Origin of the sequence: Kribbella sp. NBC_00482, assembly GCF_036013725.1 — a bacterium.
Classification (GTDB): Bacteria; Actinomycetota; Actinomycetes; order Propionibacteriales; family Kribbellaceae; genus Kribbella.
Genome location: NZ_CP107881.1, coordinates 636,473 through 648,697 on the forward strand (window position 1 = coordinate 636,473; position 12,225 = coordinate 648,697).

The 12,225-nt window shown below is 68.7% G+C and carries 12 protein-coding genes; 3 read left to right on the top strand and 9 right to left on the bottom strand.

Annotated features, from left to right (window positions below):
• Nucleotide 1: 1 nt before the first annotated feature.
• Together eno and OHB24_RS03175 are read right to left on the bottom strand one after the other, a co-directional pair.
• The gene (gene eno / locus OHB24_RS03170; protein ID WP_327637409.1) at nucleotides 2-1,282 is read right to left on the bottom strand and encodes a phosphopyruvate hydratase; all 1,281 of its coding nucleotides are present in this window, start codon (nucleotides 1,280-1,282) and stop codon (nucleotides 2-4) included.
• Between the two features lie 198 nt (nucleotides 1,283-1,480).
• A complete protein-coding gene (locus tag OHB24_RS03175; protein ID WP_327637410.1) occupies nucleotides 1,481-2,314 on the bottom strand; it encodes a phosphotransferase enzyme family protein in 834 nt (277 codons plus the stop codon).
• Nucleotides 2,315-2,509: 195 nt separating this feature from the next.
• Between OHB24_RS03175 and OHB24_RS03180 the strand changes: the two genes are divergently transcribed.
• Nucleotides 2,510-2,971: a hypothetical protein gene (locus OHB24_RS03180; protein WP_327637411.1), complete on the top strand. Its 462-nt coding sequence runs from the start codon at nucleotides 2,510-2,512 to the stop codon at nucleotides 2,969-2,971.
• On the top strand, nucleotides 2,968-3,258 hold the full coding sequence (locus tag OHB24_RS03185) for a transcriptional regulator (protein ID WP_327637412.1): 291 nt from the start codon (nucleotides 2,968-2,970) through the stop codon (nucleotides 3,256-3,258). The genes OHB24_RS03180 and OHB24_RS03185 overlap by 4 nt, the downstream gene beginning before the upstream one ends.
• 29 nt (nucleotides 3,259-3,287) lie before the next feature.
• Here OHB24_RS03185 and OHB24_RS03190 read toward each other — a convergent pair whose 3' ends face one another.
• From OHB24_RS03190 to OHB24_RS03215, 6 genes are all read right to left on the bottom strand, one after another.
• Nucleotides 3,288-3,890, bottom strand: coding sequence for a hypothetical protein (locus OHB24_RS03190; protein WP_327637413.1), 603 nt, complete (start codon nucleotides 3,888-3,890; stop codon nucleotides 3,288-3,290).
• A 112-nt stretch (nucleotides 3,891-4,002) separates the two neighbouring features.
• Nucleotides 4,003-5,010, bottom strand: coding sequence for a MazG family protein (locus OHB24_RS03195; RefSeq protein WP_327637414.1), 1,008 nt, complete (start codon nucleotides 5,008-5,010; stop codon nucleotides 4,003-4,005).
• A 13-nt stretch (nucleotides 5,011-5,023) separates the two neighbouring features.
• Nucleotides 5,024-5,650 carry a hypothetical protein gene (locus OHB24_RS03200; RefSeq protein ID WP_327637415.1) on the bottom strand — a complete coding sequence of 209 codons (627 nt, stop codon included), beginning with the start codon at nucleotides 5,648-5,650 and terminating at the stop codon, nucleotides 5,024-5,026.
• Between the two features lie 28 nt (nucleotides 5,651-5,678).
• Nucleotides 5,679-9,308 carry a transcription-repair coupling factor gene (mfd, locus tag OHB24_RS03205; RefSeq protein ID WP_327637416.1) on the bottom strand — a complete coding sequence of 1,210 codons (3,630 nt, stop codon included), beginning with the start codon at nucleotides 9,306-9,308 and terminating at the stop codon, nucleotides 5,679-5,681.
• Entirely contained in the window at nucleotides 9,305-9,880 is a 576-nt protein-coding gene (pth, locus tag OHB24_RS03210; RefSeq protein ID WP_327637417.1) for an aminoacyl-tRNA hydrolase, read from the bottom strand. Before pth ends, mfd begins: the two co-directional genes overlap by 4 nt.
• Before the next feature lie 43 nt (nucleotides 9,881-9,923).
• On the bottom strand, nucleotides 9,924-10,568 hold the full coding sequence (locus OHB24_RS03215) for a 50S ribosomal protein L25/general stress protein Ctc (RefSeq protein WP_327637418.1): 645 nt from the start codon (nucleotides 10,566-10,568) through the stop codon (nucleotides 9,924-9,926).
• 234 nt (nucleotides 10,569-10,802) lie between these two features.
• On the opposite strand from OHB24_RS03215, the gene OHB24_RS03220 reads away from it, so the two are divergent.
• On the top strand, nucleotides 10,803-11,471 hold the full coding sequence (locus OHB24_RS03220; RefSeq protein ID WP_327637419.1) for a hypothetical protein: 669 nt from the start codon (nucleotides 10,803-10,805) through the stop codon (nucleotides 11,469-11,471).
• On the opposite strand, the gene OHB24_RS03225 is transcribed toward OHB24_RS03220, so the two are convergent.
• Complete coding sequence (locus tag OHB24_RS03225; RefSeq protein ID WP_327637420.1) at nucleotides 11,464-12,225, bottom strand: DUF1932 domain-containing protein; 762 nt, start codon at nucleotides 12,223-12,225, stop codon at nucleotides 11,464-11,466. The two genes, OHB24_RS03220 and OHB24_RS03225, sit on opposite strands and share 8 nt — an antisense overlap.

Genomic DNA, 12,225 nt, shown 5'->3' on the forward strand with positions numbered 1-12,225 from the left:
ATCAGCCCTGGAAGCGCGGGAAGGCCGAGCGACCGGCGTACGTCGCCGCGTCGTCGAGCTCCTCCTCGATCCGGAGCAGCTGGTTGTACTTGGCGGTGCGGTCGGACCGGGCCGGGGCGCCGGACTTGATCTGGCCGCAGTTGGTCGCGACCGCGAGGTCGGCGATCGTGGTGTCCTCGGTCTCGCCGGAGCGGTGGCTCATCATGCAGGTGAAGCCGCTGCGGTGCGCCAGGTCGACGGCGTCCAGGGTCTCGGTCAGCGAGCCGATCTGGTTCACCTTGACCAGCAGGCTGTTCGCCGACTTCTCGTCGATGCCGCGCTGCAGCCGCTCGACGTTGGTGACGAACAGGTCGTCGCCGACCAGCTGGATCTTGCTGCCGAGCTCACCGGTGATGGCCTTCCAGCCGTCCCAGTCCTCCTCGTTCAGCGGGTCCTCGATCGACACGATCGGGTACGACGCCACCAGGTCGGCGTAGTAGGCGATCATCTCGTCGGCCGACTTCTTGCCGCCCTCGAACGCGTACACGCCGTCGGTGAAGAACTCGCTCGCGGCGACGTCCATCGCCAGCGCGATGTCCTTGCCGAGCTGCAGGCCGGCCTTCTCGACCGCGACCGCGATCAGGTCCAGGGCGGCCCGGTTGCTGTCGAGGCTCGGCGCGAAGCCGCCCTCGTCGCCGAGGCCGGTGGACAGGCCGCGCTCCTTCAGGACCGCCTTCAGCGCGTGGTAGACGCCCGCACCCTGCATGACGGCCTCGGCGTACGTCGACGCGCCGATCGGGGCGATCATGAACTCCTGGACGTCGACGTTGCTGTCCGCGTGCGCGCCGCCGTTGAGGATGTTCATCATCGGCACCGGCAGGACGTGTGCGTTCGGGCCGCCGACGTACCGGAACAGCGGCAGGCCGGAGCTCTCCGCCGCCGCCTTCGCGACCGCGAGGCTGACGCCGAGGATCGCGTTCGCGCCCAGCTTGGCCTTGTTCGGGGTGCCGTCCAGGTCGAGGAGCGCGTGGTCGATCAGGCGCTGCTCGTGGACGTCGTACCCGACGATCTCCTTGTCGATGTCCTCCAGGATCGCGGTGACGGCCTTCAGCACGCCCTTGCCGCCGTACCGGTTCTTGTCGCCGTCACGCAGCTCCACTGCCTCGAACTGGCCGGTGGAGGCGCCAGACGGGACGGCCGCGCGGGCGATGGTGTCGTCGTCGAGCAGAACCTCGACCTCGACAGTGGGGTTGCCGCGCGAGTCGAGGATCTCGCGCGCGCCGACGGCCTCGATGGTGGCCACATTGACTCCCAAGTTCTCGATGACGAATCGCTGCTGAGCCTAGTCCCCAGACCAGCAAGCTCAGTGGACCGCGTCGACCCTAACGATTGCATCCGCAGGTACCTCCCGCGTCAGTAACACTCCGTTGGGCGCCCGATAGACCGCCAAATCCGCGCAATCCACACCCAGCAAGACTTCTACCAGCTGCTGCCGCGTGATCTACAGGCCGAACGAGTGGCGGGCGTCGGTTAGGCCCTTCAGGTTGTCAGCGGGGCCGGAGATGCCGGTCAGGATGTTGTTGGTGATGCGCCAGGCGAAGTAGCCGGCCTGGACGGCGTAGCGCACTCGCAGGAACGTGGGCAGGCCGCGCTCGAGTTCGTCGGTGAGGTCGGGTCGTTGGCGCAGGTACGCCGGAACCACCGGGTCGCCGTTGTACATGACGGCGGATGCGACGTCGTACAGGATCGGGCCTCGCATCGCGCTCCCCCAGTCGATGAGGGCAACCTCGCCGTCAGCCTGCCGCAGGAACGCTTCCGCGGCCGGATCCCCGTGCAACCAGGCCCAGGAGACCGACCCGAGCGCGACCGCGTCAGCGACGGCGCCCTCGACCGCCGGGCGGATCCATGGCTCGAGGTCCAGGCAGTCCTCGAACGGGAGCAGGAACTGCAACCAGTCGGCCACCTCACCGGCATCGAGCGCGGCAGCCGAGTGCACGCGTCCGAGCAGCTCCCCGATCGCCGCCTGATCCGAAGGCACCAGTTCAACGCCGTCGACGTACTCGAGCACAGCAACCTGCCGCCCGTCGACGCGTTCAACGACCCGACCGTGCTTGCTGGGACGCGGACGCCCGGTGCAGATGCCGGCGTCGTCGAGCCGGGCCGCCAACTCCAGACCAGGCCCGAACGCCGAGTCCGAGAGCCCAACCGACTTGAGCACCACCAGCCAGTCCGCACCAGACGCCAGCCAGGCAGCCGAGTTCATCCCGCCGGTCAGCACCTCCAGCCGCGCCGGCTTCAGATCCCAGTGCTCCCGCAGTACCTCAGCAACATCCACCCACCCACCTTCTCAGCCACCCAGCACCCCGAGCAGCCGATTTTCTGGTGTACCGAAGAACAGGTAGTGCACCACCGAGACACCGTACGCAAAGCCCCGTCTGCGCTCAGGTGCACTACCCAACCACCGAACACCTCCCGTCCTTAGGCACACCATTACTTGCCGATGTGGAAAGTTCTCTGTTAGCTTTCCGATATGGAAGGTGATGCGGAAGAGCAGCTGCGGATCATCGAGCGGGCCGAGGCGGCGCCGTACGTGAGCTACCCCAAGACGCCCTGGTGGTACCCGCCGGTCGTGGGGCTCTGGGCGGCTGCGTTGATCGGGGCGTTCGCCTCGTGGCGGGACAGCAGCGCACTGTTCTTCACTGCGCTGGCGGTGCTGATCGGGTTGGAGGTCGCGTTCCTGACCTGGATGCAGCGGCGACACGGCGCGATGCCGTTCCCCGGGCGCGGACGACCGCCGCGGGAGATCGGACGGCTCTGGAATCGGTACTTCGTGGCCGTCGGGGTGGTCGTGGTGATCGTCGCGCTGGCGTGGTGGCTGGCCGGCGTACTGGCAGCCGCCCCGACCGCGTTCGTCCTGGCGACCGCCGGCCTCTGGTACTACGAGCGCCGGTACGCCGTCATCGCGGCGCAGGTCCGGGAGCGCCTCGGATGATCGACGGACTCGATCCGGTCATCCACGCACCGAAACGCCTGGCCGCGATGGCAGTACTGGCGAACGCCACCACGGTGACGTTCCGCTTCCTGAAGGACTACCTGGAGGTCACCGACTCCGACCTCTCGAAGCACATGTCGGCTCTGGAGAACGCCGGCTACGTCGCCACCACGAAAACCGGCCACGGCCGCGGCGCCACCACGACGTACCGAATGACCAAAGCCGGCGAACACGCCTACACAACCCACCGCAACGCCCTCCGCACTCTGCTGGACGGCCCGAAGTAGCCGTCGCGATGCGGGCGTCTACCGGGTGCTCAGCGGGCCCCGGGCTCCGTCTTCTCGACCACGTTGCGGACGTAGAACAGGTACCAAAGCCGCACCGGCGTCCCCGTGCCCGCGCCCACCACCATGCTGGGCTTGATCGCGGTAGACACTCGGCCGTTCGAGCCGTTGTAGTTGCCGTCGTGGCGCCTTCGCTTGGTGTCGGCGGTCTCGACCCCCTTCGCAATCTCGGCCCAACCGGCGACCTGAGCGGCGTCGACGCCGAGTAGCTTCGCGTCCGCCACCATCCGGTCGGCGGCAGCCTGTCCGTTGGCTTCGGTCCAGAACAGGTCGACGGAGTCCACGTACCCGTGCCGGGTGGTCACCGTCATCTCCTCCGTGCGCCCGGACCAGGTGCCGGTGGGGAGCTTGAGGCTCACAATGGCGTCGTCGGGCACGGTGACGATCTCCATCTGGTCGTCCGGGAGTCCGAGGGCCTTCGCCTCCAGCGGCCGGGTCAGGTCCCACTGCACACGGTTGCCTGTCCCGAACACTGGGTCGACCTCGTCCTGGTCGCCGACGCGGAGGCTGCAACCGGTCGCCACCGTCAGGGCGAAGATCGCAGCCGCGGCGAGAAAGACCTGTCGTACCGACATGAGCCCACCCTGTCACGCCACAATGTCATCACCTGGATGCAGCACCTTCACGGCACGCTGCTGGTCGGCGACGAGCACCGCATCGCAGTGGTAGCCGCAGACAGTTTCTGATCTAGCTGTTGGTCTCGGCGGTGCGGATTTCAGCTGTTAGTTGGTGGATGGTGAGGCGGAGGGCTTGTTCGGCGTCTATGCCTAGGGTGCGGGACTCGCGGACGAGGGCCAGGAGTTGGTGGCCGATTCGGTCGAGGTCCGTGTCGTCGGCGGGCGGGAGTTCGGCGGGGAGGACCTTCGCGGCCCGGGCGAGGACCTTGTCGGCCAGGGCGAGGGCGGGGAGGGCGAGCGGGATGCCTTCGAGGACCGAGGAGCGCTGCTTCTCGGTGGCCTTGATCGCTTCCCAGTTGGCCTCGACCGCGGCGACATCGGTCGCGTCCACAGTGCCGAAGACGTGCGGATGGCGGCGAATCAGCTTCTCGACGATCCCGCCGGCCACGTCATCGATCGTGAACCCGTCGTCGGGGTCCTCCTCGGCGATGCGCGAGTTCAGCGCGACCTGAAGAAGCAGGTCGCCCAACTCCTCGCGGAGATGGCTGCGATCGCCGGTGTCGAGCGCCTCGAGGGTTTCGTACGTCTCTTCCAGCAGGTACTTCGCCAGGCTCTCGTGCGTCTCCTGCTGCGTCCACGGACAGTCGCGCCGGATCCGGTCCATCACCCGGACCAGATCGATCAGCCTGGCCCCGGGTACGTCGTACGAGCCGTGCTGGATCTCCACGTCGTACGCCGGTCGCGGGTCACGCGCCACCTGATCGGCGACGACCCGCAGCAGGCCCGGCTCACCGTCGTCACCGACGAGCCACGCGACGTCGCGCCCGGCCTCGGCCGCGGACGACAACCAGGTCCAGTGCTCGCCGATCCCGCCCTCGACCTGGGTGACAGCAAGCCCGGACCCGACCACGGCCTGTACGTCGGAGCGCAGCACATGACCGTCACCGCCCGAGGCGGCGCCGATCTCGTCGGCGTCGGTCAGGGACTGCCAGGCTGCACGCGTCAACAGGCCGGGAGCCACCCGTGGGCTGGTCAGCAGGACAGTGATCCGGCCGGAGCCCTCACGTACGTCGGTCACCGGCTCGGCTGTCTCAGCCCTGGCCCTGCTGCTGCTGGGCGGCGTCCTCGGCTGCCTTGCGCTTGGCCGCGGTCTGGTCGGATTCCTTCGAGAGGGAACCGGAGATCGCCGTGTCGAGCCGACCGTCGCTCCACTGACCGAAGCGCGGCGCGACCGTGACCTTGATGTCCTTCGCAGCCGTGTTCAGGGCCTGCGCGCCTTCCTGCGCCTTCTGCTGACCGTCCTTGTCGTGGATGCCCTGACCGCCGGCGAGCTTGATCGTGACGACCAGTGCCGCGGCGAGCTGGTTCAGGAAGGCGCGGGACGCCGGATCGGCCTGCAGCTTCTGGTACGCCTCGGCGCTCGGCGCCACAGCGTTCTTGGCCGCGTCGGCGATCTCCGCGTCGCTGACCGAGATCGCCTTCTGCCGGCCGACCTGCGCCGCGAGCTCGTTGCTGACCATCCCGTTCAGCGCGGCCTGGTCGGGGTACGACTCGCCGAGGGCCGCGCCGACAGCGCGCGAGGTCTTGTCGACATCGCCGATGCTGATCTCGGTCTTACCGACCATCGCCGCCGCGCCCGGGTGGGTTCCCGCCGCACATCCGCCGGTCAGCAGCACCGTCGCCACCACCACACCGAGAGCCCGAAGCCGTGTGCTCACCGAATCTCCTCGCAAGTTCCTGTCAGAGTCACGCCGGAACCACAATAGGTTCGGCGATCACGTCGTCGATCAACCGGGTGCACCATTGCAGCAGCTCCTGGTCGCGGAGCGGCTGACCGCCGACCAGCCTGGTGGCAGGTCTCGGCACCAGAATGGTATGCAGTTGCGGCTTCACCAGACTCTTCGGGTACAGCCTGTTCAGCCGGAGCACCTTCGAATCGGGCAGTTCGACCGGCCCGAACCGGATCATGCTGCCCTGCAGGGTGACGTCGTGCAGCCCCGCCCGGCGGGCGTGGTTGCGGAACGTCGCCACCTCGATCAGGTTCAGCACCGCCAGCGGAATCTCGCCGTACCGGTCGTGCAGCTCCTCGACCAGTTCGGCGATGCCGTCAGCGTCCCGTACGGCGGCCAGCCGCTGGTACATCTCCAGGCGCAACCGCTGGGACGGGATGTAGTCGTGCGGCAGGTGCGCGTCGATCGGCAGCTCGATCTTGACCTCGGGCTCCTCGGCCTGGGTGTCGCCGCGGTACTCCGCGACCGCCTCGCCGACGAGCCGGACGTACAGGTCGAAGCCGACGTCCGCGATGTGCCCGGACTGCTCGCCGCCGAGCAGGTTGCCGGCGCCGCGGATCTCCAGGTCCTTCATCGCGACCGCCATACCGCCGCCGAGGTCCGCGTGCTGCGCGATCGTGGCCAGCCTGTCGTGTGCCGTCTCGGTGAGCGGCTTCTCCGGCGGGAAGAAGAAGTACGCGTACGCGCGCTCGCGGCCACGACCGACCCGGCCGCGGAGCTGGTGCAGCTGGGACAGGCCGAGCAGGTCGGAGCGCTCGATGATCATCGTGTTCGCGTTCGAGATGTCGATCCCGGACTCGACGATCGTCGTACACACGATCACGTCGGACTGCTTCTCCCAGAAGCCCTGGATCACGTTCTCGAGGGTGTGCTCGTTCATCTGGCCGTGTGCGACGCTGACGCGCGCCTCGGGCACCAGTTGGCGGATCCGGGCGGCTGCCTTCTCGATCGTGTTCACCCGGTTGTGGACGACGAAGACCTGGCCCTCGCGGAGAAGTTCGCGGCGGATCGCGGCGGTCACCTGGTGCTCGTCGTACGCGCCGACGAAGGTCAGCACCGGGTGCCGCTCCTCCGGCGGGGTGGCGATCGTGGACATCTCGCGGATGCCGGTGATCGACATCTCGAGCGTCCGCGGGATCGGGGTCGCCGACATCGTCAGTACGTCGACCGCCGTCCGCAGCCGCTTCAGCTGCTCCTTGTGCTCGACGCCGAACCGCTGCTCCTCGTCGACGATCACCAGACCGAGGTCCTTGAACGCCACCTCGCCGCTGAACAGCCGGTGCGTCCCGATCACCACGTCGACCGACCCGTCGGCCAGGCCGTCGATCGTCGCCTTGGCCTCCTTGTCGGTCTGGAACCGCGACAGCGGGGCGACGTTGACCGGGAACGCGGCGTACCGCTCGGCGAAGGTCGCGTAGTGCTGCTGCACGAGGAGTGTCGTCGGCACGAGTACGGCGACCTGCTTGCCGTCCTGCACCGCCTTGAAGGCCGCCCGTACGGCGATCTCGGTCTTGCCGTAGCCGACGTCGCCGCAGACGATCCGGTCCATCGGCATGACACGTTCCATGTCGTGCTTCACGTCGTCGATGGTGGCGAGCTGGTCGGGCGTCTCCACGAACGGGAACGCGTCCTCGAGCTCCCGCTGCCACGGGGTGTCCTTGGCGAACGCGTGGCCCTTGGTCGCCTGGCGCGCGGCGTACAGCTTGATCAGCTCGCCGGCGATCTGCCGGACCGCCTTGCGGGCGCGGCCCTTGCGCTTGGCCCAGTCGCCGCCGCCCATCTTGTCCAGGGTCGGCTGCTCGCCACCGACGTACCGGGTGACCTGGTCGAGCTGGTCGGTCGGCACGTACAGCCGGTCGCCCGGTTGTCCGCGCTTGCTCGGCGCGAACTCGATCACGACGTACTCGCGGGTGGCCTTCTGGGAGCCCGTGCCAACCGTCCGCTGCATCATCTCGACGTACCGGCCGACGCCGTGCTGCTCGTGCACGACGTAGTCGCCGGGCTGCAGCTCCAGCGGGTCGATCGTTTTCTTGCGGCGCGACGGCATCCGTTGCTGGGAACGGCGTTCGGCCATCGACCGCTGGCCGGCCAGGTCGTTCTCGGTGAGTACGGCGAACTTGATGCCGTCAGCAATGAATCCGTGTTCCAGCTGACCCTGCGAGATCAGTACGACGCCGGGCTCGGGGATCTCCTCGATCCCCTCGACCACCCGGGCCGGGAGCTCCGCCTCGGAGAACACCTCGGCCAAGCGCTGCGCGGGACCATGACCTTCGGTGACGCAGACGACCCGCCAGCCGTCCCGCAGCCAGGCGCGGATGTCCTCGGCCGCCGCCGCGGTCTCGCCGCGATACGGGTCGACCTCGTGGACGGCGAGGATCTTGCTGGTGACCGCGCCGGAGTCGGTGTCGATGTCGAACGCGACCCGCGCCCCCATCGAGTCCCGCAGCTCGGGCTCGTCGGTCGGAGCGGCCGCGAACGGCGACAGGCTCCACCAGGCCAGGCCCCTGCCCAGGGCCTGCGACCGGACGTCGCCGAGCGACATGTACGCCGCCGCGCCCAGGTCGATCGGGGCCTCGCCACCACCGGCTGCCGCGGCCCAGGACGCCTCCAGGAACTCCTGGCTGGTCGCCACCAGGTCGTGCGCTCGCGCGCGAACCCGCTCGGGGTCGCTGACGACGACATGAGTACCGGCCGGCATCAGGTCGACCAGCAGCTCCATCTCGTCGACGAGCACCGGCGCCAGCGACTCCATGCCCTCGACGGCATGCCCTTCGGCGAGCTTCTCGAACAGCTCGGCCAGCTCGGGGTGTTCCTTCGCCAGTACGGCGGCCCGCGCGCGGACCTCGTCGGTCAGCAGCAGTTCGCGGCACGGAGGTGCCCACAGACCGTGCTGAGCGATCTCCAATGAGCGCTGGTCCGCAACCGCGAAGTACCTGATCTCCTCGACGTCGTCGCCGAAGAAGTCCACCCGCAGCGGGTGCTCCTCGGTCGGCGGGAAGACGTCGATGATGCCGCCGCGGACCGCGAACTCACCGCGCCGCTCGACCAGGTCCACCCGGTGGTACGCCGCGGCGGCGAGCCGCTCGACGACGTCCTCGAGCTCGACCGAGTCACCGACGTGCAGCTGTACGGGCCGCAGGTCCGCGAGTCCGGCGACCTGCGGCTGCAGTACGGACCGCACCGGCGCGACCAGGATCCGGATCGGGCCGGTCGTCTCGTCGGACGGATCCGGGTGCGCGAGCCGCCGCAGTACGGCGAGCCGCCGGCCGACCGTGTCGGAGCGGGGCGACAGGCGCTCGTGCGGGAGCGTCTCCCAGGCCGGGTAGTAGGCGACGGAGCCAGGCTCCTCGACGAGGCACTGGAGGGCTTCGGTGAGCTCCTCTGCCTCGCGGAAGGTGGCGGTGACGGCGAGCACCGGGCGGTCGGCGCCGTTCTGGGCCGCGGCCAGCGCGGCGAGGAGGACCGGGCGCACCGGCGTCGGCGCGCTCAGGTCGAGGGTCGTGACGCTGTCACCGCGGGCGTCACGAACGGCCTCGGCCACCACCGGATCGGTGATCAGGGTGTCGACCAGACCGCGTAGCTTCACGAGTTGTACTTCCCTTGAGTCGCCTCGAGGCCGTCGGTGAGCAGGGATTCGACCGCGTCCGCGGTCCGGTCGACGGCGAACGGAAGGTCCTTGCGTTCGGTCGAGGAGAACTCGTTGAGGACGAAGTCGGCGGGCGCCTGCCGGCCCGGCGGACGACCCACACCGAACCGGACTCGATAGTACTCACCGGTGCCAAGCGATTTGCGTAGCGATTTCAGCCCGTTGTGGCCGTTGTCGCCGCCGCCGAACTTGCACCGCAGGACACCGAAGTCGATGTCCAGCTCGTCGTGCAGCACGACCAGGTTGGCCGGATCCAGCTTGAAGAACTTCAGCAACCCGGAGACCGGTCCGCCAGACTCGTTCATGTACGAGCGGGGTTTGGCCAGGACCGTCCGCAGTCCGCTGATCCGGGTCTCGATCACCTCGGATTTGGCCTGCTTGCTCTGCTTCCACTTCGCCCCGGTCCGGGCCGCCAGTTCGTCGGCGACCAGGTGCCCGATGTTGTGCCGGGTGCGGGCATACGAAGGGCCGGGATTCCCCAGTCCGACGACCAACCACACGTCGTCCGCCACGGATCCCGGCCCTCCCGAAGATATCTGGTGCTGCGGCAGCAGGTTACTCGGCCGCAGCGGCCACCGGCTCCTCGGCCGCGGTCGGCTCGGCGCGCTCGATACCGGCTTCGGCCTCGGCCTCGGCCAGCTCGGCCTCGGCCTGCTCGGCGGTCTGCTGGGCCGTGATGTTCACAATCAGGGTGTCCGGCTCGATCGCCAGCGTCGTACCGGTCGGCAGCTGCAGATCGGACGCGTGGATCTGGGCGCCGACCTCCAGGCCCTCGATCGAGACGGTGACGCCGTCGGGGATGTGCGTCGCCTCGGCCTCGACCAGGATGCTCTGCGCCTCCAGCACGACCAGGGCGTCGCTGACGGCCTCGCCCTCGAGGTGCACGGCGATGTCGACCTGGACCTTCTCGCCGCGGCGGACGATGACCAGGTCGACGTGCTCGATGAAGCCCTTGATCGGGTCGCGCTGGACCTGCTTCGGCAGCGCCAGGTGGGACTCGCCGTCCTCGACCTCGATCAGCAGCAGGGCGTTGGCGGTCTTCAGGGCCAGCATGGTGTCGTGACCGGGCAGCGTGATGTGCACCGGGTCACTGCCGTGGCCGTAGAGGACGGCGGGAACCTTGTTGTCCCGGCGGATTCGGCGGGCAGCTCCCTTGCCGAACTCCGTACGCGATTCGGCGTGGATCTTGACCTCGGCCACGAGATGAACTCCTCAAGAGCGTTGCGGTGATCAGTTGTCTGGATGGAACTCGGCTGCGGCCTCAGCGGGCGCCTGCTGACCCCGAGAAGGCGTCAGGCAACGAACCACCGCGTCGATCACGGAGCCGCGCCCAACAGTTCACGGGGGGCGTCCCTCGCCGAGGCAACCAAAACAGTCTACCCACGAGCGCGGCCAGACGGGAAATCCGGCCCTGGAGTTCGGTACGTTGCCCGGGTGATCTCGCCGTACGCCGTGCTCAGCCTGCTGTTTCCGGTGGTTTTCATCGGTGCGATGACGTGGCTGATCGTCTGGAGCGTGCGTCGGCGGCGAGCGAGGCTGAGGCAGCGCGCCGCGCAGGTGGCGTCGGTCGGGTGGTACCCGGTCCCGCCGAGCCCGTGGCTGGCGCAGATCGCGGCAAACCTGTTCCGGGAGGGCCGGCCGGGTGAGACGTACGCCGGCGTGTACCAGGGTCGCGGCCTGTGTGTACTCGACTACACGTACGTCACCAGCAACGGCAAGTCCACGCAGACGCACACGGTCAACCTGGTCGCGCTGACCCTCCCCGTAGCGCTGCCGCCGCTCACGGTGATGCACGAATCTGGCCTGCGGCGGATGTTCCGCGGCAGCGATCTCGAACTGGAGAACCAGCTGTTCAATGACCAGTTCCGGGTGGAGTGCGTCGACGACCGGTACGGGTCGGCCGTCATGCACCCCCGGATGATGGAGTGCGTGCTGTTCAACCCGGGCCTGGAGTGGCAGATCGCCGGCAACGCCTTCGTGTCCTGGTCGGCCGGCGGCTTCGCCGTACCGGACGTCCTCGCCCGCCTGGACGCGATGACACGCCTGATCGACCTGATCCCGCCCTTCGTCCTCCGCGACTACGGCCAGCCGACGTTCAGCTGAGTTTGGTCCAGACCTGGCGGAGGGCTCGGGCTGTGTCGCCTTCGAGGCCTGCGGCGTCCAGGGTCTCGGCCAGTTCGTCGAACTCCGGGCCCCAGCGCCAGGCGACGTTGCGGAGCTGGTCGGGGAGGCTCGGGTCTTTCAGTGAGCCGCCGTCCGCGCGGGTCTGCTGGGCCATCAGGGCCTCGGTGACGCCGTGCTTCTCGGCCAGCTGGAAAGCGAGTACCGCCAGTGCCGCCTTGCCCTTGTTGTACAGGGCGTACGACGACTTCGCCGCGCTGGCCGCGCCTGGTTCGGAGCCGACCACCATCGGGGTGACCGCCGTACCGGCCCACAACGTGGCGACCTGGTCGGCCGCCGTACCGGACAGCATCAGATGTGTCGGGCTAGGGCCACCGGTCGGCGGCGGCCCAACCACACCGGCGTCGACGAACGTCGCATCGGGTACGGCGGACTGGACCTCCTGCAGCGACGCCGGGGACAGCGGATTCGCCTCGACGTACAAGCCGGCGAAGCCCGCAGCGCCGACCTGCTTGGCGATGTCGACGGCGCCCTGCGGTGCACAGGAACACAGCACCGCCTCGGCGCCGCCAACCGCATCGGCGAACGACGCACCGATCAGCCCGGCCTCGTCCGCGCGCGCCTTGGACGCGTCGCTGCGACCGTCCGGCACCCAGCGCACCTCATGGCCGGCGGCGACCAGTTGCGCCGCGAGCTTCGAGCCCATCGCACCGGGATGGAAGACAGCAATACGCAT